19 protein-coding genes are annotated in these 25361 nt (G+C 36.0%); 12 read left to right on the top strand and 7 right to left on the bottom strand.

What is annotated here, in order from left to right; genetic code table 11:
• The first annotated feature begins 415 nt into the window (after window positions 1-415).
• A complete protein-coding gene (locus tag FNW21_RS07100; RefSeq protein WP_144256050.1) occupies window positions 416-856 on the top strand; it encodes a DoxX family membrane protein in 441 nt (146 codons plus the stop codon).
• A gap of 104 nt (window positions 857-960) precedes the next feature.
• Here FNW21_RS07100 and FNW21_RS07095 read toward each other — a convergent pair whose 3' ends face one another.
• From FNW21_RS07095 to FNW21_RS07080, 4 genes are all read right to left on the bottom strand, one after another.
• The gene (locus tag FNW21_RS07095; RefSeq protein WP_144256049.1) at window positions 961-2928 is read right to left on the bottom strand and encodes a transglycosylase domain-containing protein; all 1968 of its coding nucleotides are present in this window, start codon (window positions 2926-2928) and stop codon (window positions 961-963) included.
• A gap of 112 nt (window positions 2929-3040) precedes the next feature.
• A complete protein-coding gene (locus FNW21_RS07090) occupies window positions 3041-4207 on the bottom strand; it encodes an ATP-binding protein (protein WP_144256048.1) in 1167 nt (388 codons plus the stop codon).
• 52 nt (window positions 4208-4259) lie between these two features.
• Window positions 4260-4829: a 5-formyltetrahydrofolate cyclo-ligase gene (locus tag FNW21_RS07085; RefSeq protein ID WP_144256047.1), complete on the bottom strand. Its 570-nt coding sequence runs from the start codon at window positions 4827-4829 to the stop codon at window positions 4260-4262.
• A 97-nt stretch (window positions 4830-4926) separates the two neighbouring features.
• Window positions 4927-5904 (bottom strand): succinylglutamate desuccinylase/aspartoacylase family protein, encoded by a 978-nt coding sequence (locus FNW21_RS07080; RefSeq protein WP_144256046.1) that lies wholly within the window; start codon window positions 5902-5904, stop codon window positions 4927-4929.
• 249 nt (window positions 5905-6153) lie between these two features.
• On the opposite strand from FNW21_RS07080, the gene uvrC reads away from it, so the two are divergent.
• The 11 genes from uvrC (at window position 6154) to FNW21_RS07025 (ending at window position 22059) form a co-directional block, all read left to right on the top strand.
• Complete coding sequence (gene uvrC / locus FNW21_RS07075; RefSeq protein ID WP_144256045.1) at window positions 6154-7944, top strand: excinuclease ABC subunit UvrC; 1791 nt, start codon at window positions 6154-6156, stop codon at window positions 7942-7944.
• Window positions 7945-7966: 22 nt separating this feature from the next.
• Window positions 7967-10174, top strand: coding sequence for a patatin-like phospholipase family protein (locus FNW21_RS07070; protein ID WP_144256044.1), 2208 nt, complete (start codon window positions 7967-7969; stop codon window positions 10172-10174).
• A gap of 951 nt (window positions 10175-11125) precedes the next feature.
• Window positions 11126-11899, top strand: coding sequence for a DUF3108 domain-containing protein (locus FNW21_RS07065; protein ID WP_144256043.1), 774 nt, complete (start codon window positions 11126-11128; stop codon window positions 11897-11899).
• Entirely contained in the window at window positions 11896-12831 is a 936-nt protein-coding gene (locus tag FNW21_RS07060) for a tryptophan 2,3-dioxygenase family protein (RefSeq protein WP_144256042.1), read from the top strand. The genes FNW21_RS07065 and FNW21_RS07060 overlap by 4 nt, the downstream gene beginning before the upstream one ends.
• Before the next feature lie 46 nt (window positions 12832-12877).
• Complete coding sequence (locus FNW21_RS07055) at window positions 12878-14074, top strand: M23 family metallopeptidase (protein ID WP_144256071.1); 1197 nt, start codon at window positions 12878-12880, stop codon at window positions 14072-14074.
• A 156-nt stretch (window positions 14075-14230) separates the two neighbouring features.
• Entirely contained in the window at window positions 14231-15874 is a 1644-nt protein-coding gene (pgi, locus tag FNW21_RS07050; protein ID WP_144256041.1) for a glucose-6-phosphate isomerase, read from the top strand.
• 312 nt (window positions 15875-16186) lie between these two features.
• Window positions 16187-18925 carry a TonB-dependent receptor gene (locus tag FNW21_RS07045; protein ID WP_144256040.1) on the top strand — a complete coding sequence of 913 codons (2739 nt, stop codon included), beginning with the start codon at window positions 16187-16189 and terminating at the stop codon, window positions 18923-18925.
• A gap of 106 nt (window positions 18926-19031) precedes the next feature.
• Entirely contained in the window at window positions 19032-19454 is a 423-nt protein-coding gene (locus FNW21_RS07040; RefSeq protein ID WP_144256039.1) for a hypothetical protein, read from the top strand.
• 159 nt (window positions 19455-19613) lie between these two features.
• Entirely contained in the window at window positions 19614-20099 is a 486-nt protein-coding gene (locus tag FNW21_RS07035) for a septal ring lytic transglycosylase RlpA family protein (RefSeq protein ID WP_144256038.1), read from the top strand.
• A 278-nt stretch (window positions 20100-20377) separates the two neighbouring features.
• Window positions 20378-21460 carry a DNA polymerase IV gene (gene dinB / locus FNW21_RS07030; protein ID WP_144256037.1) on the top strand — a complete coding sequence of 361 codons (1083 nt, stop codon included), beginning with the start codon at window positions 20378-20380 and terminating at the stop codon, window positions 21458-21460.
• Between the two features lie 83 nt (window positions 21461-21543).
• A complete protein-coding gene (locus tag FNW21_RS07025; protein ID WP_144256036.1) occupies window positions 21544-22059 on the top strand; it encodes a PAS domain-containing protein in 516 nt (171 codons plus the stop codon).
• A gap of 69 nt (window positions 22060-22128) precedes the next feature.
• Here FNW21_RS07025 and FNW21_RS07020 read toward each other — a convergent pair whose 3' ends face one another.
• From FNW21_RS07020 to FNW21_RS07010, 3 genes are all read right to left on the bottom strand, one after another.
• Complete coding sequence (locus FNW21_RS07020; protein ID WP_144256035.1) at window positions 22129-23547, bottom strand: gluconokinase; 1419 nt, start codon at window positions 23545-23547, stop codon at window positions 22129-22131.
• 236 nt (window positions 23548-23783) lie between these two features.
• On the bottom strand, window positions 23784-24713 hold the full coding sequence (locus FNW21_RS07015) for a DUF3078 domain-containing protein (RefSeq protein WP_144256034.1): 930 nt from the start codon (window positions 24711-24713) through the stop codon (window positions 23784-23786).
• 108 nt (window positions 24714-24821) lie between these two features.
• Window positions 24822-25331: a DUF2480 family protein gene (locus FNW21_RS07010; RefSeq protein WP_144256033.1), complete on the bottom strand. Its 510-nt coding sequence runs from the start codon at window positions 25329-25331 to the stop codon at window positions 24822-24824.
• Window positions 25332-25361 lie beyond the last annotated feature (30 nt).

Raw genomic sequence — 25361 nt, 5'->3', positions numbered from 1 at the left:
TCGTAAAGTCAAAAGAAGCAATATTGTCAATAATAGTTCAAAATCAATCTATTACTCCTTTTTGTCTAATTTTTAAAACACGACTTAATACGATGATTGTTACCTAATAGCATACTGTTGATAATTTAGCTTTAATGGTTATTGTTTTAAATTATCAATTACAACCTAACAGGTCTTGAGCAACCTGTTAGGTTTTTTTCATTCGAATAGTATCTTAAATTTCCTGTTACTTCAAAATAATCCTGATACCAAACACTATTACAATATAGTCCAATCCTATTTTTTATCACATCGAGCCTTTCGACTTCGCCCAAGACAGGCAAAAGTCGAGATGCACTAATTGGTTCTCGACTGCGCTCGAACTTACAAAATGGACTATTACATATAAATTATTGGTATTACTTAAAATTAAATCATGCAAACTATATTCAACTCTCTCTATTTTCAGTTCAGTACCTCCATGGAAAAACACAGCGTCACGTTGATGCGTGTGGCACTTTCTATTGTTTACATTTGGTTTGGAGCGTTAAAAATCTTTGGCATGAGTCCTGCCGGGGAATTGGTCGAAAAAACGGTCTATTGGTTTAAACCCGAAATTTTTATTCCCATTCTAGGCATTTGCGAAGTACTTATTGGTTTGGGATTACTAGTCAAAAAAATGATTCCTTATGCCATTACCTTTTTATTAGTACACATGGTGGCTACTTTTTTTCCCATTTTTATTTTACAAAAAAACTGCTTTGATGCCTTTCCGTATTGCCCTACTCTGATGGGTCAATACATTATTAAGAATGTTGTTTTGGCATCGGGAGCGCTTATTATTGCTGGAAAATACAAATTAGAACCAGCCAAATAATATTTTTTTTCCCAACTGGAAATTTCAAATAAAAATCTTTAAATACGAATTGCAGCAACTGAAAAACAACATTCTCTTTCCTTCCATTTCCTGCAATACCGCTATTAAAACCCAAATTGGTCGTCAACGGCTATAGAATCTACCTCAACTTTGGTCGTGTCTTGTACTTTTAGCTTGATAAAGGATTTGGCCGAGCCAGAAATAAGCAACGGTTGCGATTTATAAATGGTATCGTCCAAAGTCAACAAGCCGCGTCGGGTCATAATAGTGGTCAAGAAGTTTTGTTGTTTTATTGCAAAATCTTTTAGATTGCCTAAATCATTAAACTGGTACATGAATTTTCTGGGACTCGGTATAATTCGAGCGAGATACAAACATTCGTTCAGGTTTAATTCTGATGGCTTTTTTTGAAAATAAAACCGACTCGCTTCACCAATTCCAAACACATTTGGCCCCCACTCAATGATGTTAAAATACACCTCCAACATGCGTTCTTTGCTAGCTACACGATTGTTTTCGAGAATATAAACCAATAAAATTTCTTCTAATTTCCTAGAAAGTGTTTTTTCACGAGTCAAAAAAACATTTTTTATCAATTGCATGCTAATGGTACTCGCGCCACGAGAAAATTTCTTGGTTCGAATGTTTTTAATAATCGATTGCTTGAAAGCTTCGTTTATAAAGCCATGATGCGAAAAGAAGGAAGGATCTTCGGTGGTCAAAACACACTTTTGTAAATAAGGCGAAATTTGATCCAAAGGCGTGTAATCACCATTAGCTGTTCCTACCAGAATAGGGCGTTGCAGGACGTTTTTTATAATAGCGCGGTACACGAATTCGCCATTGAGTTTGTTTAAATTGGCTTCGCCATATTTGGTGATTTTAAGATTTTTTTTGTTTAATTTACTATCAAAAACCAGTTGATTGGGTTTGTTTTTATTGAATTTAAAATGCAATTGATAGTCAAAATCTCCCGTGGCTTCCATGCCCTGAAAATGAGTGAACAAGCCATCTGGAAGCGAGCTAATAAAATCTTGGGCTTTCATTTTTGGAATGGCAATATTGAGTTTGTAAATCGTATCGGCATCCGTTTCATAAGCCACATAAGGATGCATTTTTACAGCGTTGAGTTGTACGGTAGAGCTGCTATCAATTGACACAAAACGAGCTCCCAATAGCAACCGATAATCAAAACGAGCTTTCTTTATAACCACATCTTTACTAGCAATTTTGGGGTGATTAAGGTGCAAATTGGCAATAGCCGCAAAGCCATCAATATGCAATTCGCCGCCACTTTTGTCAATATTTTGAATGTTCAACCGTATCGAATCAAAACTTGAAATCAAATGATAGCGTTCGTCCAAGTACGGTACTTTTATAGCACCTGTGTCTCTATTAAAAAACCGAATATCCGCTTGTTTATTTCGAGGATTGGCAAAGCCTTTAATACTCCAACGTTGCGAAAAAGTATTGGTTTCGACCGCGATGGCCGTTTCGAGTTGCTGGTTAGCCAAGGTTAATTTTTGAATGCCAATAGTGGTTTTATTGCCGTTATCATCAATCTTAAAAGTCAGCTTTTCGACATTCATATCCGTGGGAATAAGGTTTAACACCTTGGAAATAATGCGGTACGCAAAAGCGGCATAATCTTTTTTCTCGTTGGTTGTGGTTTCGTCTTTGTTTTTTTTCAAAAAAGCATCAAAATTCCGAATCTTCCCTTTCTTGACCAATTGTACAAAACCTTGATTGATGGCTAACGAACCCAATTGTACGTTTCCCAACATTAGATTCCATAAATTAATGCTGGTTTTTAATTTTTTTATGCTAAAAAGCGTGTCACCAGTTGCTGGAACCAAAACAATTTCGTTCAACTCAATCCCTGAAACGCCTGTAAAAGAAGCTTTTTTGACTGTGAAACGACTGTTGTATTCCAAATCCATTTTGACGCTTACTTTAGCAACGGCTTGTTCCAAAAGAGCGTTTCTAAAAACGATAAAACCCACAACCAAAAGCATCAAAACGGCAACAAGAATTTTTAAACCTAGGACTATTTTTTGTTTTGGGGTTTTCATGGTTGGTTTTTTGGATTTTATTTTCACTAGTGATTGCCACTACAAACGCACGTGAAGTTACAAAATAATTTGGCTTTACCTCGTATTTAAAAATAAGTCAATTTCACAATAATTAGGAATCGGATTCCTTAATAACAGGTAGATTATAAATGGTATTGACGGTATAATTGGTTCTTTCTTGGCTTTCGGAACCACCATAAATCAAGCTTAAATTGGTTTTTGAGTTTAATGATTTGAAAAAATCGAGTCCTTTAAAAAAATCTTGACGAATTGTTTTCCCCGATTTTATTTCAATCGCATCCAATCGCATTCCTGTTTCCATAATAACATCTACCTCATTTTGAGAGTGATCCCGCCAGAAGAAAAATTTGGAATTGATAGCACCATTTAGCGCATTTTTTTTCAATTCAGAGATTGCTAAATTTTCAAAAATGGATCCTTTTGCAAAATGGTTTTCCAAGTCATTCTCATTTCTGATTCCTAATAAATAAGCCAATAATCCCGTGTCATAAAAATAAATTTTTGAAGTTTTGACAATTCTTTTATTAAAACTCGAATGATAGGGCTGCAACCTAAAAGCAATAAAAGAAGTTTCTAACAACGAAAACCAAGAATTTATAGTTTTGTTATCCAAGTCTAACTCGTTTCCTAAACTCGTTTGATTGAATAATTGCCCCACTCTTCCTGCAATTAATTTGATGAATTTTTGAAATAAATCCAAATTATTAATGTTTTTAAGCAACCGAACATCACGCTCAATATACGTTTTTATATAGTTGTCATAATAATCAGAAGCACTTATATCTTGAATTATTTTACGGGGATATGAGCCCGATAAGGCATAACTTTCCCAAGTTTTCGGGAGGTAAGTACTGTTTTTTAGTTCATTATACGACAAAGGCAAAAGCGAAAAAATAGTAACACGACCAGCAAGTGATTGTGCTATTTGTTCCATCATTAAGAAATTTTGAGAACCCGTAATAATATATTCACCGTTAGTATTTCGCTCGTCAGTGACAACTTGCAAATAGGAGAACAAACTGGGAACGTTTTGAATTTCGTCAATGATAACGCCATTTTTATAGGTTTCTAAAAATCCAGTTGGATCCGTTTTGGCAAATTCTCTATCCGATAAATTCTCCAGATTCACATATTTATAATCAGGCTTTAGCATTTTGGACAAAGTGGTTTTGCCCGATTGCCTTGGACCAGTAATAGCAACAATTGGAAATTTGTCGATTAATTCCGAAATTTTAGCAGCAAGCTCTCTTGGTATCATATTGTAAAACTAGGAATCGGATTCCTAATTTGCAAACTTTTTTGTTAAAAATTTAAAACCGATAAATGGCGTTGGGCGTCACACAATAATCCAATTGAATATCATTTTCAAGAACGTCCTCAATTTTTACTTCGGCTTCAAAGCAGGAAAGGCCAATTTTGATGGTTTCGGGCGGACAGCTTGATAGGAATTTGTCATAAAATCCTTTGCCATATCCCACCCGATGCCCGGTTTTATCAAAAGCCAAAAGCGGGACAAAAACCACTTCGATTTTGCGAGTTGGCACTTCGAGACCGTCAATAGGTTCAGGAATATGGTATTGATTTTTCTTGATTTTGGTGTTGTCCATTACCAGAAAATGCGTCATTTCTCTGGTTTCAAAATCACTTTTCGAAATGACAATCTCCTTATCTTTCCCCGAAAGCAAATGCAATATAAACTCGGTATTTACCTCTTTATGTTCTGTAATGGGTAGGAAAATATGAAAATAAGTATGCTGCCAAATTGGGATTTCGAGAATTTTATTGGCAATAGCCAAACTCATTTCGTCCAATTCCGTTTCGGAAAGGGCTTTGCGCAAGGCTTTGTATTGGAGTCTAATTTCTTTTTTGCACGAACTCATATTGTTGCTATTGATTTTTTACCGCAAAGGCGTAAAATAGAGAAAAATCTCTTTGGGTCTTTGTGCCAATTTTTACTTTAGTTGTAGTTATTTACGGCTATTCATCGCCATCACCAAAGGTATTTGAAAGATGGTAAATGGCATCGCCCTCGTACACGATAGGCGAGTGATTGGCATTGATCACATAACCATCATTGGGCGCTTTTATTTTGCGTTCAAATTTTCCAAAAGGATCCGTGATAATCCCTAGAACAGTGCCTTTGGTCACGTATTTTCCCACACTATTGTTGTCGTTGAGCATTCCAGAACATTTGGCGCGCAACCAACTCGATTTTTCGATATAAATGGTGCTTGCCACAGCGTTTTCAGGAATTTGTTTGAGATCCAACATTTGAAGGTGATCCAAGAATCGTTTGACGCCATTAATTCCTTCTCGAGCTACATCATCATTAATATCTAATGATTTCCCCCCTTCAAAAAGGAGCATTTTTACCTTTAGTTTTTCGCTAGAATTTCTAAAAGAGCCTATAATGTTTTTAGAATACAGGGTAAAAGGCGCATTAAAAGCGTCGGCTAATTTTTTCAAAACGGGATTATTTTGTGTCAATCGTATTTGTGGCGCATTGAAACGGCTTGCACCACCAGCATGAAAATCGATAGCAAAATCCACATTAAGCATGATTTCGGTCAAAATATGATAGGCAAATCTACTCGCCAAAGACCCTTTTTTGCTGCCTGGAAACGAACGATTCAAGTCCCTACCATCAGGAAATTCGCGAGATTTATTGACAAAACCATAGATGTTTATAATAGGAATACAAATGATAGTGCCTTTTTTGGGACGGTTTATTTTTTTGTGAATCAGCTGCCTAACTATTTCTACGCCATTAATTTCGTCGCCGTGAATTCCCGCCGTGAACAACACCACAGGCCCATCAAGTTTAGAACGCCGCACGATTATAGGAATATTCAGTTTGGTCGTCGTATGCAAGCGTGCCATTTCGACATTGATGGTTTTGTTTTCGCCTGGCAAAACGATTTCGCCAAAAATTTTTAACGGTTGGGTACTTTTCATAGTAAATAATAAAAGCTAAATATAGAAATAATAATTGGGTCTTAAAAATGAGGTGTTGATTTCCAAAAATGTTATTGTAAATTTGTAAAGCGCAAATCAAACAACGAGATGGAAAACAGCAAAACCGCACTAGATTTAAAACAAAAGTTGGATGCAATTGCAAAAATCTATTTTAATCTACAAGCTGTTTTCAGTGACACTAGCAAAAATCAATATTCCTTTAAAAAATCGTTAATCCAAAAATAAATAATGTTAATTCCCTCTTTAGCCCTTCAAATACAAACCCTACCCGACAATCCTGGCGTATACCAATATTACGACAAGGAGGGCAAAATTTTGTATGTAGGCAAAGCCAAAAACCTCAAAAAAAGAGTTGCATCGTATTTTAATAAAGTCCACGATACGGCCAAAACCAATGTTTTGGTCAAAAAAATTGTAAGCATCAAGCATATCGTTGTTCCCACCGAAACCGATGCGCTATTGCTCGAAAACAATTTGATAAAAACCCTGCAACCCCGCTACAATGTACTGCTGCGGGATGATAAAACCTATCCGTGGTTGTGCATCAAGAAAGAACCTTTTTCGAGGATATTTTCGACCCGAAAAATGATCAAAGACGGCTCGGAATATTTTGGACCTTACACCAGTTTTAAGACCGTTTATACCATTTTGGATTTAATCAAAGAGCTGTATCCACTTCGAACCTGTAATTTCGATTTGTCGCCGTCCAATATTCAAAACGACAAGTTTAAGGTGTGTTTGGAATACCACATTGGCAATTGCAAAGGGGCTTGCGAGGGTTATGAAACGCTAGAAAACTATCAAAAACAAGTCGATGCCATTCGAGAAATTTTGAAAGGGAATTTTAAGGAATCCATGAAGGATTTCAAAAAAATAATGCTGGATTTGGCTCAAAATCTAAAATTTGAAGAAGCTCAAAAAATAAAAGAAAAGATTGAAATTCTAGAAAATTATCAATCTAGATCTACTATTATTAATCCAAAAATTACCAATATCGATGTGTTTTCGATTGTTTCAGACGAAGCGGCTGCTTTTGTAAATTTTCTACAAATAGCCCACGGATCCATTATTCGGTCGCACACCATGGAAATTAAAAAGAAACTCGACGAAACCGACGAAGAGCTATTAACCCTAGCCATTATCGAACTTCGGGAGCGTTTTCAATTGCTTTCCAAAGAAATAGTGGTGCCTTTTGAAGTCGATTTGGGCGAAAAAATAAAAGTAACCGTACCCCAATTGGGCGACAAAAAACAAATCTTGGAACTCTCCATTCGGAACGCCAAATTTTACAGAATCGAACAACTCAAGCAACTCCAAATTGTAGATCCAGACCGCCACACCAACCGAATTATGGCACAAATGCAAAAAGATTTGCGGCTACCCGTAGAACCCCGCCATATTGAATGTTTTGATAATTCCAACATTCAAGGCACCAATCCAGTTTCGGCCTGCGTGGTTTTTAAGGATGGTAAAGCCAGCAAGAAGGACTACCGCCATTTTAACATTAAAACTGTCGAAGGCCCAGACGATTTTGCCTCCATGACCGAGGTGGTGTATCGCCGCTACAAACGCCTCTTGGACGAGAACCAACCCTTGCCCCAACTCATCATCATCGATGGGGGAAAAGGACAATTGTCTTCGGCCTTAAAAAGCATTGACGACTTGGGGTTGCGAGGCAAAATTACCATCATAGGCATTGCCAAACGCTTGGAAGAACTCTTTTATCCCGACGATTCCATTCCGCTTTATTTGGACAAAAAATCCGAAACCCTCAAAGTTATTCAGCAATTGCGCAACGAGGCCCACCGATTTGGCATCACGCACCATCGGGACAAAAGGAGCAAAGCCTCCTTGGTTTCGTCCATGGACAACATTCCAGGCATTGGCGAAAAAACAATGACAACACTCATCCAACATTTTAAAAGTGTTAAAAGATTGAAATTGGCCACCGAAAAAGAAATTTCGGAGGTGGTAGGACTATCAAAAGCGAAAAAAATTACCGACTTTTACAAGAATTAATACGCTCAAAAAGAGACCAACTATGAAGAACGTGATTTTTATTATTTTTCTAATGGCTAGTAGTTGGACAATTTTGGCGCAAGACACCACAACAAAACTCAAAATAGGACTCGTATTGAGTGGTGGTGGTGCCAAAGGATTTGCTCACATTGGCGTACTCAAAGTGCTCGAAGAAGCAGGTATAAAAATTGATTATATAGGCGGCACCAGTATGGGAGCGGTTGTTGGCGGGTTGTATGCGTCGGGCTACAATGCTACTCAAATCGATTCTATTTTTAAAACCACCAATTTCGATGAGTTGATTAATGATTTTATTCCTCGTGCTTCCAAAAATTTTTATGAAAAACGAAATGATGAATTGTATGCCTTGATTTTGCCTTTTAATAAATTCAAAATAGGTATTCCAGAAGCGCTTTCCAAGGGAATGTACAATTACAATTTACTTACTCGAATTACCCGAAACGTTAGGGGAATTAAAGATTTCAACCAGCTCCCAACACCTTTTTTGTGCATAGGAACGGATATTGAAACGGGAAAACAAGTGGTGTTAAACAAAGGAAATTTAGCGCAATCCATGCTTGCTAGTGCCGCATTTCCTACTTTGTTTTCTCCTGTAGAAATTGATGGAAAATTGCTTGTTGATGGTGGTGTTGCTAATAATTATCCGGTGGAAGAAGTCCGAAAATTAGGTGCTGACATCATCATTGGGGTGGATGTTCAAGACGATTTATTAGATCGAAATTCGCTCAAAAACGCAACTAAAATATTGGTTCAAATTACCAACCTTCAAACCATTGAGAAAATGAAGGAAAACATTATAAAAACCGATATTTATATCAAACCAGATATTACCAATTACGGTGTGATTTCGTTTGACAAAGGCACCGAAATTATTTTGAAAGGCGAGGAAGCCACTTTTGCCGTTTATGAAAAACTAAAAGCACTGACTAAAAATACGGTAGAATACAAAAAACCCAAACTGAAAATCCAAACCGACAGCGTGCATATTGCAGCCATAAATTGTCCTGCTTTGCAAAACTATACCCGTCCCTACATCATTGGGAAATTGCAATTTAAAGCCGACGCAAAAATCAATTATGCCGATTTACAAAAGGGAATCAACACCATAAATGCTACTCATAATTTTAGCACCATCAACTATTTTCTGGAACCTACAAAGGATGGAAAGGACAATTTGAATATGTATCTCAAAGAAAATCCCAACAAAACCTATTTGAAATTTGGGTTGCATTATGATGGATTGTACAAGAGTGCCGTTCTAGTCAATTTGACCCACAAAAAAACTTTTTTCAAGAATGATATTGCTTCCTTGGACATGATTATTGGGGATAATATCAGGTACAATCTTGATTATTATATCGACAATGGTTTCAATTTAAGCTTTGGTTTCAAGTCAAAATTCAATCAATTCAACAGGAATGTGGCTAAAAACATCAGTGACAAATCAGCTAATTTTCCTGATTTGAAAACCATTAATGTCGATTTTTATGATGTAACCAATCAAGCGTATTTCCAATCGGTATTTGTTCAAAAATTCCTAATTGGTGCTGGAGTGGAATTTAAGTATTTGAATATAAAATCAGAAACGTTAGCAAATACCAACCCAACTATAGACAAAAGTAGTTATACAAGTGTTTTTGGTTACCTGAAATACGACTCCTTTGACAACAAATATTTTCCTAAAAAAGGCTGGGGATTTTCGGGAGAAATCCAATCGTATTTAATGTCGTCTAATTACACCAAAAATTTCGAACCCTTTTCTATTGCAAAAGCCGAGTTTGGAATTGCCACCAAACTATTCCATAAAACAACACTTGAATTTCAATCTGAAGCTGGTTTTTCTTTTGGCTCCAAAAGTGTCAATTTTTTCGATTTTGTTTTAGGAGGCTATGGTTTTAATACGGTCAACAACTTCAAACCTTTTTATGGGTATGATTTTTTGAGCGTTGCCGCCAATAGTTACATTAAATCTTCGGCAACTGTAGATTATGAAATTTTCAAAAAAAACCATTTGAATTTTTCGGCGAATTTTGCAAATTTAGAGGACGATCTTTTTAGCAGTGTTAACTGGATTTCGATTCCCAAATACTCTGGATATGCTGTAGGTTATGGTTTAGAAACTCCCATTGGCCCTATAGAAATTAAACATTCGTGGTCGCCAGAAAACAGCAAAGAATATACTTGGTTTAGCATTGGCTTTATGTTCTAAAAAGCCAGGTCGTTCGCTTTTAAAAAGATTGCCACAGATTTCAATAACTTAAAAGGAATGAAATTGACACTGATTTTTGAATTTGTGCAATCAAACAGCATTATTTAGATTTTGTAACTATTCAGCCTATTAAAAGTTTAACCGCAAATTTCGCAAATTAACACAAATTCATGACTTTTTTGACGTTTATCTAATTTTATAGACAATCAAATTTGTGTTAATTTGTTAAATTTGTGGTTACTTTAATTTTTTCTGTTTTAGCCTGAATAGTTACTAGATTTTAAATCTGTGACCCGAGCTATAGCGAACACAATGTCATTAAGTTAAGAAATTGCTCTTTTTATTTTCACGCAGATTTACGCAGAAAAAAGAGGAAAAAATCTGCCGAATCGGCTAAATCTGCGTGCTAATTTTATAATTAATTCCTTATCTTAATGACATTGATAGCGAACACGTGAAGCAATCAGTGGTGTGTTTTCTTTTTTTATTTACAATTGTTTTAAAAGCGAACTTCCTGCTAAAAGGCGCTTACTTGTACAAAAAACGGTTTCCATTTCCATAAAATCCAACTGGCAATTACAAAATCAAAGAGTGTAAGCTACTTTTTACCATCGTCCAAATTCATTTGCCAAAAAAAGCATTGCGAGGAATTGTATAAAAAGTGGTTTTTTTTACAGTATCAAAAAAAATAACTCACAAGGAACTCTTAAAATAGCAAATGTTCTGTTAAACTCTATTTTTAGTACTAAAAGTGTTGTTTTGTTATCTAACTTTGCACTCACAAAAATGGAAGGGGTGGTTTCCTTCCTTATTTGATATAAATTTCATAGTTTATAGTTTTTTGGTTAGTTAATAGCATAAAAACTCGGTCATTATTTGACTGGGTTTTTTTGTTTTAATACATTTGGAATGAAATTTGCCTTTAGAGCCTATAAATAGCACATTCTTCTAATGAAAAAAATTGTTCTACTCCTTCTATTTGTCCTAACGGTTAGTTTTGACACCCAAAATACGCCAGCGTATGAGGCGGGCGAATGGTTTAAATTCAGGATTCATTACGGATTTGTAAACGCCGGCTATGCCACTCTCGAGGTAAAAGACGCCACCATAAACAACAAAAAAGTATTTCACGTAATAGGCAAAGGCTACACTACAGGCATGTCGCGTTTCTTTTTTAGAGTCGATGATTTATACGAAAGTTACATTGATAAAGTTACCAATGAACCCTATCAATTTGTTCGAAAAATCAATGAAGGCGGCTACACCAAGGATCAGGAAGGTTTTTTTAATCAAAATACGGACAAGGTACTCGTAAAAGATTACAAGCACAATAAGGAATTAACCGTTGCTATTCCTAAAAATACGCAAGACATTATGTCATCGTTTTATTATTTGAGAAACCACCCTAATATAGACAAGTTAAAGCCAGGAGAAGCCATTGCAATCGATATGTTTTTTGACGATGAAACCACAAAGTTTAAGTTAAAATTTATAGGTCGTGAAGATATTACCACTAAATTTGGCGTGATTTCAACAATGGTATTCAAACCATTGGTACAATCAGGGCGCGTTTTCAAAGAACAAGAAAGCGTAACCGTTTGGATATCAAACGATGATAATAAACTACCCGTTCGGATAAAAGCGGATCTTGCTGTAGGTGCTATCAAAGCTGATTTGGACGCATTCAAAGGATTAAAAAATCCATTTAAAGTAAAATCGAAATGACCATTAACGAGAAGGAAGCATCAATATTAAAACAAATTGATCTTAAATACCAAGGCATACATCAAAAAACCGAAACACAACTCGAAGGATTATTGTGGTCAAAACCCATTACCTATTGGGATTACATTCAAACCGATGCCTTATTAAACCTTCAAATTCAAAGAACTACATTACCAGACGAAATGGTTTTTATTATGTACCATCAAGTCAACGAATTGATTTTTAAAATGATTTTGTGGGAAATGCAGCAAATTTCCTATTGCCAAGATATTACAACTGTTTTTTTTGTCGAAAGACTCCAGCGAATTAGCCGTTATTTTGACATGTTAACCACTTCCTTTGACATCATGGGCAACGGAATGGAAGTAGAACAATACATGAAATTTCGCAATACACTTACCCCAGCAAGCGGTTTTCAAAGTGCCCAATACCGACTGATAGAATTTGCCTCCACCGATTTGATAAACCTCATCGATGCCCGCTATCGAGCAACCATTAATAGAGCAACTCCGTTAGAACATGCTTTTGAAAATTTGTACTGGCAAGCCGCAGGAAAAGACCCTATTACAGGGGAAAAATCCTATTTGCTGCTGGAATTTGAACGCAAATATAAAAATACATTTTTGAGCCAAATGCAGGAATACAATACCATAAATCTTTGGCAAAAATTCCAACAATTACCTGAATTGGATCAAAAAAACCCCGCATTAATTGCAGCAATGCGCCATTACGACCATACCGTGAACATTACCTGGGTGCTACAACACCTCAATACCGCTAAAAAATACATTGAACAAAGCGGAAAAGGAAATGGCGAAGCCACAGGAGGGAGCGATTGGAAAAAATACATGCACCCAAAATACCAACGAAGAATCTTTTTTCCTGAATTATGGTCTGTAGAAGAACTTGCCAATTGGGGAACCGAAAATTAATTTGAATTCAAATACCCCAAATATCTTGAAGCGTTTATTACTACTTATGCTACTAGCAGTCCTTTTTTCTTGCACAAAAAAAGAAGCTACTTACACCCTTGAAAACAACAAACCAATTCCCAAAAAAGAGGATTTTGGTTTCAAATATGCCAATTTTAATGTCGTACACGATACCATAAAAAGTGGTGACACCTTTGGCAGTATTGTTCAAAAACAAAATATTGGCGACCTAAAAATATTTGATATCGTAGCCAAAATCAAGGATTCCTTTGATGTGAGAACCATTAGAAACCAGAAACCATATACGCTCTTACGCTCCAAAAATAAAACCAATGCCCTTCAAGTTTTTATTTACCAACCAGATGCTTTGTCGTATTATGTCATCGATTTTAGAGATACCGCAGTTGTGGCATACAAAAAAACAAAACCCATTACACTTAAACGAAGAACCATTGGTGGTGTTTTAAAAGGATCGCTTTCGGAAACATTAGAAAGTGCTAAAGTTGAAGGCGCTTTGGCCAATAAAATATCGAAAATTTATGCGTGGTCTATCGATTTTTTTAAATTAAAAAGAGGCGACCGTTTTGCCATTACCTTTACCGAAAGGTATATTAATGATTCCATTTACGATGGTGTAGACAGCCTAGAAGCTTCTTTTTTTGAATACAAAGGGAAAATAATCTATGCTTTTCCATTTGCTCAAAACCCAAATTCAGATAAAACCGAATACTATGACGAGGAAGGCAAAACACTCAAAAATTTCTTCCTGAAAACGCCCATAAAGTTCAGCCGAATTACCTCTCACTTTTCGACCAATAGATTTCATCCCGTGCAGCAAATCTGGAAAGCCCATAAAGGCACGGATTATGCCGCTCCTTATGGCACGCCAATATCAACAACAGCAGCGGGAGTTGTAGAACAAACGGGCTTTACGGCGGGAAATGGAAATTTTGTCAAAGTAAAACACAACAGTACTTACTCGACACAATATTTACACATGTCGAGGATATTAGTACGTCGAGGACAACAAGTTACACAAGGACAAACCATTGGTCTGGTAGGAAGTACTGGTCTGGCAACTGGCCCGCATGTGTGTTACCGCTTTTGGAAAAACGGCGTACAAGTCGATGCGCTGCGACTAAAATTGCCTAACGGAGAACCCATGAGTGGCAAAAATAAAGACCGTTTTATAAAAATAATTACCCCACTCAAATGGGAACTAGACAGCGTGGCAAACTTATAAACAGCCGTTATGCTTTTAAAACAAGGCAGTTACTTTCAAAACTAATTTTGTAGGACTATTTTAAAAAATTGTGATATAACGGTTGCCCTTTATGCTAATCAAAGTATATTTCATAAATTTGCAAAAATTTTCATTACAAAAAAAGTACTTTATACTATGGCTTTACATACAACAAACCCAACAAAAACTGCATCTTGGAGTAAATTACAAGCACATTATAACCAATTGCAAGCGGTAACAATGCTTGATTTATTTCAAGCTGATGCTGCAAGAACAGCTCAATTTAATTTGAAATGGAATGACTTTCTTTTGGATTATTCTAAAAATAGAATCAACCAAGAAACCATAGAACTGTTATTGGAATTGGCCAATGAAGTAGGCTTGAAAACCGCTATTGCCGATTATTTTGATGGCGCATTAATCAATCAAACCGAAAACAGAGCCGTTCTTCATACCGCTTTGAGAGCCAAAGAAACAGCCGTTATACATGTTGACGGCATCAATGTAGTTCCTGAAATTTATGAGGTAAAAGCCAAAATAAAAGCATTTACAAACGAAATTACCTTGGGAGAACGCAAAGGATATACTGGAAAACCGTTTACGGATATCGTAAATATTGGCATTGGAGGTTCGGATTTAGGCCCTGCAATGGCAGTAGAAGCATTGCAGTTTTACAAAAACCATTTGAAAGTTCATTTTGTGTCCAATGTAGATGGCGATCACGTTCACGAGATCATAAAAAAATTAAATCCTGAAACAACACTTTTTGTCATTGTTTCCAAAACATTTACCACACAAGAGACCTTAACCAACTCGGAAACAATCAGAAAATGGTTTTTGCAAACCGCTACACAAGCTGATGTCGCCCACCATTTTGTTGCCGTTTCCACTAATATGCAAAAAGTAACCGAGTTTGGAATCAACCCTGACAATGTATTCCCAATGTGGGATTGGGTTGGAGGACGATTTTCGCTTTGGAGCGCTGTAGGACTTTCGATTAGTTTGGCTGTTGGTTTTGAAAACTACGATGCCTTATTAAGTGGTGCAAATGAAATGGATGACCATTTTAAAACTACGCCTTTTGACCAAAACATTCCCGTTATCCTAGCTTTATTGAGCGTTTGGTACAATAATTTCTTTGGTGCCGAAAGTGAAGCCTTGATTCCTTACACCCAATATTTACAAAAATTAGCTCCTTATTTGCAACAAGGCACTATGGAAAGTAACGGAAAAAGCGTAGGTCGTGACGGAAAACCAGTAGATTACCAAACGGGAACCATCATTTGGGGAGAGCCAGGAACCAACTCACAACACGCCTTTTTTCAATTAATACATCAAGGAACCAAAGTAATTCCTGCTGATTTCATTGGGTTTGTAAAACCATTGTATGGCGATGAAGATCATCATGACAAATTGATGTCTAACTTTTTTGCACAAACCGAAGCCTTAATGCACGGAAAATCCGAAGCGCAAGTACAAGCCGAATTTGACAAACAAGGACTTCCTGCTGATAAAGCCGCTTTTTTACTGCCGTTTAAAGTTTTTGCAGGAAATAAACCAACCAATACTATCCTTATTGAGCAATTAACACCTAAATCATTAGGGTCATTAATAGCCATGTACGAGCACAAAATATTCGTACAAGGTATCATTTGGAATATTTTTAGTTTTGACCAATGGGGAGTAGAATTAGGCAAACAATTGGCAAATTCTATTTTGGAAGAGATTAATTCTAAAACGATACAAAACCACGATAGTTCTACTTCTTTTTTACTGAATCATTTTTTGACTAATAAATAGTCATTTACTATTAATACAACTACTACAAGCCTTGATTTTTTGGAATCAAGGCTTTTTTAATTCAAGTAACTCACTTTCAATTGTTATTTTGTTTTTAACAAAAAATTAACATGTTGACAAATTGTTATAATTATGCGTTTTTGATAATAAAAACCAAATAAAAACAACAGTTTTAATTTAATTTAACACAAAAAGTATAGAACTCATTTTAAATAAAAAAGAGGGTTTCTAATACTTTATTCTTAACACTTCCTTAACATAATTGCGTCTTAAATGTTAGAATTTTGCCAAAAATTAACAAACTAAACAACAATGAAGACAATGAAAAATTGGTTACTCAATGGATTATTATTTTTGGTAGTTACAACAGCTTTTTCTCAAGGAAAAATCAGTGGAACTATTACTGACAATCAAGGTTCTTTACCAGGGGCAAATGTTGCTATAAAAGGATCATCTACTGGAGCAACCGCTGATTTTGATGGAAAGTTCACTATCAACAGCACGGCAAACACAGGAGAATTGATTATCTCATTTTTAGGTTTTGAAACTAAAACTATTAAATTTTCGGTTACAAATGGTAGTACTTTAAATTTAGGAACTATCGTATTGCAATCGAATTCAAATCAATTGGATGAAATTGTAGTCAAAAGCAGCATCATTGACATTGCTAAAGACAGAAAAACGCCTGTTGCTGTTTCTACTATCAAAGCAGCAGAAATTCAAGAAAAATTAGGAACACAAGAATTTCCAGAAATTTTAAAAAACACGCCATCCGTATATGCTACCAAAGCAGGTGGTGGTTTTGGGGACTCAAGAATCAACATACGTGGTTTTGATCAAAAAAACATTGCTGTAATGATCAACGGTGTTCCTGTAAATGACATGGAAAACAGTGCTGTCTACTGGAGTAACTGGGCTGGATTGTCGGATGTGACATCAGCAATGCAGGTTCAAAGAGGTTTGGGATCTTCTAAATTGGCTATTGCCTCTGTAGGAGGTACCATCAATGTGTTGACAAAATCATCAGACATGAAAGAAGGCGGTGCTTTTTCATCAGGTTTTGGTAATGCCGATTATTTAAAAGTACAAGGTTCCTACAACACTGGACTTATGAAAAACGGTCTTTCGGCTTCTATTTTATTGAGTTCTACAAGTGGAGATGGCTACATTGACGGAACAAAATTTGAAGGTAAAAATTATTATATTGCATTGGGGTACAAACTTAATGACAAACATGATTTTCAATTTACATTCACAGGTGCTCCACAATGGCACAACCAAAGATCATCTGCAATTACTATTGCAACGTACCAAAATTACGGTCAAAATGGGGAACCAAACACCCGTTACAACTCGGATAATGGGTATTTGAACGGAGAAGCTTTTGGAATGAGAAGAAATTTTTATCACAAACCAGTAGCATCCTTCAACTGGGATTATAAAATAAACGAAACTACTAAATTGTCTACAGTACTTTACGGTTCTTGGGGTCGTGGTGGTGGCGCTTCAGGAATTGGAGGAATTAAAGGTTTTAACTATTTGAACGCTACCTTTAGAACTGCAAGTGGTTTAGTTGATTATGATAAAATTGCGGCTTACAATGCTGGACAAACCGTTTTGATTAACGGGGTACCAAGCACAAGAACGCAAGTAAACGGGGAGTATTTGAATACTACAAGCACTGGTTCAGGTAATACAAATTCTGGAATTTCAAGAGTCAACTCTTACAATTCACACGATTGGTATGGCGCTGTTATCAATTTGAACAAAAAATTAAACGAAGAATTCACATTGGATTTTGGTCTTGATGCTAGAACTTATAAAGGAATTCATTACCAAGGTATTAGTAACTTACTAGGAGCAACTGCTTTTGGAGACAAAACAAATGTAAACGATCCAAATAGAGTTTTGACTGAAACCTATCCATCTGACCCATCGCTTAACCCATTCGCAAGTGCTGCTATTGCTCAAAAAGTAGGATTTGATTATGATGGAATTGTAAATTGGTACGGTGCTTTTACACAGTTAGAATATTCTAAAAATAATTTGACAGCCTTCATTCAAGGTGCTATTTCTCAACAAGGATTTAAACGTGTAGATCGTTTTAATTATTTGACTACAGATCCACTTGCCAAAAGTGACTTCAAAAACATTCTTGGTGGTAACGCTAAAGCAGGTTTGAATTACAACATCAACGAGCAAAACAATGTATTTATAAATGCAGGAATGTACTCTAAACAACCAGCTTTTGGTTCAGTTTATCCAAACAATAGATCCGTTGTGAATGACAACGTAGTTAATGAAAAAATCATGGGTCTTGAAGTTGGTTACGGTTTTCGTTCTAAAATCCTTACCGCAAACGTAAACTTGTACCATACGGAATGGAAAGATAGATTTCAAACTTTAGCTGATGCTGATGTTAACAATCCACAAGGATATTACAATTTCTCTGGTATCAAAGAAGCACATTCAGGTCTAGAAGTAGAGGCAAATGCTAAAATTACCGATAAACTCAAAGTGAATGGTATGTTCTCATTAGGAAACTGGGAATACAAAGGGAAAGCAAGTAGCAGTAGATTTGACGTATCCAACAATCCAGTAGGTGGAGGAACTTCATTACCATTGTATTTAGACAAAGTAAAAGTGGGTGATGCTGCACAATTAACAGCTTCGATAGGTGCTTCATACGAAGTGCTAACCAGAGTAACTGTAGATGCAAATTACAACTACAATGACAAAGTATATGCTGCAATCTCTCCAACAAACTTCAAAACTGAAGTGAACAATGGTTCTTTACAATTGCCTTCATACGGATTAGTAGATGCTGGATTTACGTACAAAATGCTTGTGGGTAAAAACAAAGACAAATCAGTAAACTTTAGATTGAATGTGAATAATGTTTTTGACGAAACGTACATTGCTGAATCTAAAACAAACATTTTTACATCCGATAATCCTGCAACGCCAACTTACAAAGGAATTGCTACAACGAACCAAGTATTCTTTGGTTTTGGAAGAACATGGAACTTTAATTTGCGTTACAACTTCTAAAACGAGTATAAAACAATAAAGTAGTAAAACGGCATTCGCTTTTTAGTGAATGTCGTTTTTTTTATGCCTTATTTTTATTATATTTGAATTTCAAAAACAAAAAAACATGTATCATTTTATTCAAAAATTTCATTCGGGCTGGGCATATTTAGTATTAATTATGCTTTTAATCGCTGTTATTAATGCCATTATAGGACTTACTTCCAAAAAAGAATTCACCGCCAAAGACCGTAAAATTGCGCTCTTTGCCCTAATTGCAACACATACACAATTGCTTATTGGCTTGATTTTATATTTTGTTTCTCCGCTGGGATTGGCTTCTTTTGGACAAATGGCTGACAAAGCCTTGCGATTAACATCATTAGAACATCCATTAATCAACATTATAGCTATCGTTTTGATTACCATTGGCTGGTCAAAACACAAAAAATTAACTACTAGCGAATCAAAGTTCAAAACTTTTTCTGTTTTTTACGGATTAGGTTTAGTGCTTATTTTAAGCAGAATTCCTTGGTCTTTGTGGTTTTAAAATAAAAACAACAAATTGTTTTTTTTTCCGCAAGTGTCGCATTTTTTTTCATTCAAAAAGTGTTTGAATTTTGGTCTTCATCCATTAAATAGCGGAACGATTTTCAATCCTTCGGAATAGCATTGTTTTTTAAAGTGGTTTTCAACTAAAAAAGTACAAATGAAAAAAATAATATCAGTATTTATTTTGCTAGCGATTGTAGGTTTCGTGTACAGTCAAAGTCCATCCGCTTTGAAGCCAAAAGGAGCCACGTCCAAAGACACCATCAAAAAAAACAAAACTGCCATTGCGCCCCAACCGGTACTTCCAGAAAAAGACACCACGGTCGTTGTTCCCTCAAAGTTTAAATTTTACAAAAAAAACGGACACGCCTCCTATTATGCCGAAAAGTTTACGGGAAAAAGAACCGCTAGTGGCAAAAAATTCAACAATAACAGTTACACCGCAGCCCATAAAAAATTACCTTTTGGGACAATGATAAAGGTGACCAATGAAGCCAACGGAAAATCGGTAATTGTAGAAGTTACGGATCGTGGTCCCTTTGTGCGAACCAGAGAAATCGACCTTTCCCGAAAAGCGTTCATGGAAATTTCAGAAGGCAAAGGTGGTCAAATGAAAGTAACTATTGAAACAGCCGAGAAATAGTATAGGGATGTGGTTTTCTAAACTAGAAATCTCTAATGGTTCTACAAATCCTTTCCCGCAGCTTACCTAAAATTTTAAAAATCCACTTCCGAGAGATAATGAATGGAAATGGCTCAATAGAAAAAAATAGTTTTATAAGATTTTGACAAATACAAAAAAAATTAATTCAACCCCAAATCTGCTTGAACTATAACGACAAACCTAGTATGTTCATAAAGTAAAACACTTGCTTTACTAGTCTTGCTTTGTATTTGAAATACAAAGTCGTAAATTTGTTCATGCTCGAAACAAATCCAAATAGAAAAATCATACACATCGATATGGATGCTTTTTACGCATCGGTAGAGCAAATGGACAATCCCGAACTTCGCGGGAAACCAGTTGCGGTGGGTGGTAATGAAAATCGAGGAGTGGTATCGGCGGCGAGTTACGAAGCAAGGAAATTTGGTGTTCGAAGTGCCATTAGTGGCGTTTTGGCCAAAAAAAACTGCCCCGAACTTATTTTTGTACAACCCCGATTTGATCGCTACAAAGAAATTTCCAAAAAAATCCAAGCTATTTTTTATGATTATACCGATCTAGTAGAACCCTTGTCACTGGACGAAGCCTATCTGGATGTTACTCAAAACAAAAAAGGGAATCCCTCGGCCACATTATTGGCACAAGAAATACGGTTGCGCATTTTTAACGAAGTGGGATTAACAGCCTCGGCGGGAATATCCGTTAATAAATTTGTTGCCAAAATAGCGAGTGATTTTAACAAACCCAATGGTCAAAAAACCGTTACTGCGCTTGAGGTGATTCCGTTTCTGGAAGTATTACCCATCCGGAAATTTTATGGTGTTGGGAAAGTAACCACCGAAAAAATGTACCAACTGGGCATTTTTACAGGCTTGGAACTAAAAAACAAATCCGAAGAATTTCTGGAAAAGCATTTTGGAAAATCAGGAAAATTTTATTTCAATGTTGTACGGGGCATTCATAATAGCGAAGTAAAATCGGAGCGAGTGGCAAAATCCGTTGCAGCTGAACAAACGTTTGACAGCAATCTTTCCTCCGAAATTTTTATGTTAGAACAATTGGAAGCCATTGCTATAATTTTGGAAAAACGATTAAAAAAACACAAAATATCAGGAAAAACAATTACGCTGAAAATAAAGTACAGCGATTTTAGCCAACAAACACGAAGTAAAACCCTACCTTATTTTATTTCTGACAAAGGATTGTTGCTCGAAACCGTAACCGAATTATTATACCAAGAACGCATGAAGGATTCCGTAAGATTGCTAGGAATAGCCATGAGCAACTTGAACACCGAACAAAAAAAAGCAGTTGCTGTTCAACTAAAATTTGATTTTTAAGTTGTTCAACAAAAGTTAAAAATGTTTTATTTGAAAGTATTGATTACAAAAAAAATTACATTTGGCTTTTAATTTGTAAACCAATGCTACATTTAAGAGAATACGATAAAGCTAACGCAAAGAATTTCAGCACTTTAAATCTGAAATCTACGCCTGTTCGCACTTGGAATTTTCATAAAGAATTTCTATTAGACTTAAAGCATTTACATCAAGATTACCTTCGGATAACTACTTTGGCGCAGCAAAATAAATGGGCACCTACCAATTGGGACTTACAATCGGACTATATAGAAACGGTAGTAATTGTTACGGATAGTAATTTGAAAATAGTATATGCTTCGAGTAATATGGCCAAAATGAATGGTTACAACGAAAGTGACATTTTAGGCAAAAGTCCAAAAATGTTTCACGGTAAGGATACCTGCCAGAAAACATCAGGCGAAATCCGTCAAGCGATTGCCAAGCAAGAACCTTTTGAAAAAACCGTTTTGAATTATAAAAAAAACGGGAAAGAGTACCAGTGTTTGATAAAAAGTTTCCCGGTTTTTAATATCAAAGGCCAGTTATCTCATTTTATAGCTTTCGAAAAAACGGCTTAAAGCATTTGAATCCTTATTTGCTAAATGTGTTAATTACGCTTAATTTGAAATCCGCCATCTACAATTGAGCTACAATCCTTTTAATACAGGATAAACTTGCTTGAATTTTTGAAAACATTTTTCATAGACTTCTTTGTGGCTTTCATTGGGTAAAAATACTTTCTCGTTATAATGCGAGGGTACAACAGGAATTCCAGTTGCTTTCAAACCAATCAAAACGGCTCCCCAAGCTGCCCCTTCTATGGTTTGAGCTATCGCTACTTTCATTTGAAAAATATCGGCAACCATTTGCAACCAAAGTTCGCTTTTGCCAAAACCGCCACTTGCCATTATGATACTATTTTTTCGCTCAACAAGATTTGGAAGTAGCACTTCGACCACGCTAAATAAGCCAAACAAAATGCCCTCAAGCGTAGCGCGTACCAGATGTGCTTGGGTGTGATTGATGCTAATTCCTAGAAGCGTTCCTTGTGTTGCAGCATCCCAAATAGGGGCTCTTTCGCCCAATAAATAAGGCACAAAAAGTAAGCCATTGGCACCTGCAGGAATATTTTTGGCTTGTTCGAATAAGGTTTCAAATGAGGCGTCGGTTTTTAAAATAGATTCTTTCAACCATTGCAAAACGATAGCGCCATTATTTACTGCTCCTAATTTAAGGTAATCCTCTCCCATTACATGGTAGCATTGCGTTCTCATTTCAGGATCAATATATGGTTTTTTGATGGGCAAACGCACGGCACCACTCGTACCAATGGAAAGTGCCATTCGTCCAGATTCCATTGCACCAGTTCCTAAATTAGACAAAACGCCGTCGCCACCTCCCATTATATACAAAAAATCATCTCCAATTCCTGCACAAGAGTGTGTGGGGGAAACCAAGGTAGACAATTGAGAAGGTTTTATTTTCAAAAAATCTAAAATACTTTTCTCCCAAACCAAGGTATGAATATTGAGCAATCCGGTTCCCGATGCCATTGAGGAATCGATCGCATATTCGCCTGTGAGTTGTTGCCAAATGTATTCCTTGATGCTGATAAATTTATAGGTTTTGGCATACAAGTTGGCGTTGGTTTTTTCGAACCAATGAATTTTCATCATGGGCGAAAAAGGATGGATTGGAATCCCCGTTTTTTGATAAAAAGCAGTCCCCATTTCCGAATTTTTGAGTATTTCGGACAATTTATGTGCCCGATTATCTGCCCACAAAATGGCATCTGTAATAGGATTTCCAGCATTGTCAATAGCAATAATACTTTGCATTGCGGCACTAAAACTAATGAACTCCGGTTGGAAATTTTTTGTAATTTCCTGAATGCAATGTAGTACTGCTGTTAGAATTTCGGCAGGATTTTGTACACTATAATTGGGTTCCGGATGGTACATGGGGTAAGCTGCTGTGACTTGATGCAAGACCTTTCCAGAGCCGTCAAAACAAACTGCTTTTGTAGCTGTAGTACCAATATCAATACCAATGTAGTTTTTAGTCATAGTCTGGTTCGATTAATTATACCAATATACTGCAATATATTTAATTGAATAACGCTATTGGTTTTACTTTTACAAATTTCCGTGGGAATTCGTGTTTAGTCTTATCAATTCTAGGATTTAGTCAAATACGTTTTGTAAACATAGTACCAATACTACCGTTTTATGGTTGAGTCAAAAACATAAAAAAGCCCTTTTGAAATCAATCAAAAGGGCTTTTTAAGATATAATTGTAATTTCTAAAAACCATAGTTTACACCCAATCCAAAAACTTCTCTAGTTTGAAATCCTTGAAAAGCATTGTCGTCATAAATGGCTTGAAAATTCAGGTTAGTCGATAAATATTTATTGATTTTCATCACAATGGCTAGTGAATAGTCCATATCAATATTTTGTGGATCCTCTAGATAATTAGAATATAAATTTAAGGTGTTTTCAAGAGAAACATTGGTCATTAAATCGAATTTATAATACGCCGAAGCATAAAATCCAAGCTCGTAGCGCATACTTTTATTTGCGTCGACACCAAAATAACTGCCATCAACATACCCCAATTTTGACGTATAGTCTTTATTTACAAAAGTGAATTTGGAGGTTAGCGGTGCAAAATTCAATTTGAATTTATCGTTTTTCTTCCAATACATTCCTGGACCAAAAGTCAAGTAGCCAGGAGAAAGTAAATCGGTGTTTTCGGTTCTTATTTCGGCTCCATTAGCATCTTTGCTGTAAATATACCCTTTGGTAAATTGGGTTCTAAAGTTCAAAAACAACGAATAATACCAGTTTCCAAACGCTTTTTGTCCCAAAACCGAATTCAATTCTAGGCGATCATCGGTCTTTTTTTCAAAATCGGCATTTTTAGTTTGTAGCAAACCATAAGAGGCAATTACTTTATTGTCCCAAGACAAATCATTTTTCTTGAAATTAAAGTCGTAGTTGATCCCCAAATTTCCCGAAAGGTTGTTCTCACCGCCAGCAATCCAGTTATTAAAATTAGATTGGTTAAAAAGAAACGATATATTTCCTTTCTTTTTCCAGCCATTTCCAGTCGTGTCCGCAATAGCTTTTACGGCATTCTCGGTGTTTTTGATTAATTCTTTTTCGGTATTTTGTCCAGTAACCAAGGCAACTGAAAACAGAAGTCCTATCGATAATAATAGCGTTTTCATTTTTAATGATTTATAGTTTGTAGGGCAAATATACTAAAAAAAAGATAGTTTTATAAACTGTATAAACACTCCTATTTGTAACTAAATCCAGTAAATTAAAAGCTAAAATCAATTTCTTGGTGCTTTGTACAGTGGTACTGCAGAACAAGCTTCGCCATACATGATGCTTCTGGCGAACGGCTGTAGGTAGCAAGCTGCAAGTACATAAGCACTTTTGGGGACTGGTTTTCTAGAACAGCCTTTAATGATTACGGGTTTGTCTTTGAAAAAAGAATAGTCTAATTTGGGTAAAATTTCTTGGTAGATAGCCGTTTCTAAATCACCTAGATTGCCATGGATAATTTTCTTGGCAAAAGGAGCCAATTGTATCGCAACAAGAATCGATGCCCAAGCCGGAACAACAGCATCGGTACTGCAAATAATGGCAATATAATTGTCTTTGTATTGTTCCCAATCGTGGTTTTTGAGGTGTTCTCTAAAGTCTTTTTCCTTTAAAACAAAACCGTCCAAAAGCCACTGCGAAAGGTCAATTTGGGTTCGGATTCCTCTGGGATAATAATCCTCTAGGTCAAAAACTTCTAGGGCACTATTGGCAACTTTATTTACTATTTCTTCCATTTTTTAACGCTGTTTTGAAAATGCATTTTC

This window comes from Flavobacterium restrictum, assembly GCF_007097245.1.
Lineage (GTDB): Bacteria > Bacteroidota > Bacteroidia > Flavobacteriales > Flavobacteriaceae > Flavobacterium > Flavobacterium restrictum.
Note: the sequence above shows the minus strand (reverse complement) of the source record. Positions and strands in the feature narration are given on the sequence as shown.

Bases quoted from the DNA above. Each gene is read 5' to 3' on its own strand.
- FNW21_RS07040 (WP_144256039.1), top strand. From the start codon at position 19,032: ATGTATCATTTTATTCAAAAATTTCATTCGGGCTGGGCATATTTAGTA.
- pgi (WP_144256041.1), top strand. From the start codon at position 14,231: ATGGCTTTACATACAACAAACCCAACAAAAACTGCATCTTGGAGTAAA.
- FNW21_RS07085 (WP_144256047.1), bottom strand. From the start codon at position 4,829: ATGAGTTCGTGCAAAAAAGAAATTAGACTCCAATACAAAGCCTTGCGC.
- FNW21_RS07025 (WP_144256036.1), top strand. From the start codon at position 21,544: ATGCTACATTTAAGAGAATACGATAAAGCTAACGCAAAGAATTTCAGC.
- FNW21_RS07065 (WP_144256043.1), top strand. From the start codon at position 11,126: ATGAAAAAAATTGTTCTACTCCTTCTATTTGTCCTAACGGTTAGTTTT.
- FNW21_RS07090 (WP_144256048.1), bottom strand. From the start codon at position 4,207: ATGATACCAAGAGAGCTTGCTGCTAAAATTTCGGAATTAATCGACAAA.
- FNW21_RS07070 (WP_144256044.1), top strand. From the start codon at position 7,967: ATGAAGAACGTGATTTTTATTATTTTTCTAATGGCTAGTAGTTGGACA.
- FNW21_RS07055 (WP_144256071.1), top strand. From the start codon at position 12,878: ATGCTACTAGCAGTCCTTTTTTCTTGCACAAAAAAAGAAGCTACTTAC.
- dinB (WP_144256037.1), top strand. From the start codon at position 20,378: ATGCTCGAAACAAATCCAAATAGAAAAATCATACACATCGATATGGAT.
- FNW21_RS07035 (WP_144256038.1), top strand. From the start codon at position 19,614: ATGAAAAAAATAATATCAGTATTTATTTTGCTAGCGATTGTAGGTTTC.
- FNW21_RS07020 (WP_144256035.1), bottom strand. From the start codon at position 23,547: ATGACTAAAAACTACATTGGTATTGATATTGGTACTACAGCTACAAAA.
- FNW21_RS07015 (WP_144256034.1), bottom strand. From the start codon at position 24,713: ATGAAAACGCTATTATTATCGATAGGACTTCTGTTTTCAGTTGCCTTG.
- FNW21_RS07095 (WP_144256049.1), bottom strand. From the start codon at position 2,928: ATGAAAACCCCAAAACAAAAAATAGTCCTAGGTTTAAAAATTCTTGTT.
- uvrC (WP_144256045.1), top strand. From the start codon at position 6,154: ATGTTAATTCCCTCTTTAGCCCTTCAAATACAAACCCTACCCGACAAT.
- FNW21_RS07100 (WP_144256050.1), top strand. From the start codon at position 416: ATGCAAACTATATTCAACTCTCTCTATTTTCAGTTCAGTACCTCCATG.
- FNW21_RS07045 (WP_144256040.1), top strand. From the start codon at position 16,187: ATGAAGACAATGAAAAATTGGTTACTCAATGGATTATTATTTTTGGTA.
- FNW21_RS07010 (WP_144256033.1), bottom strand. From the start codon at position 25,331: ATGGAAGAAATAGTAAATAAAGTTGCCAATAGTGCCCTAGAAGTTTTT.
- FNW21_RS07080 (WP_144256046.1), bottom strand. From the start codon at position 5,904: ATGAAAAGTACCCAACCGTTAAAAATTTTTGGCGAAATCGTTTTGCCA.
- FNW21_RS07060 (WP_144256042.1), top strand. From the start codon at position 11,896: ATGACCATTAACGAGAAGGAAGCATCAATATTAAAACAAATTGATCTT.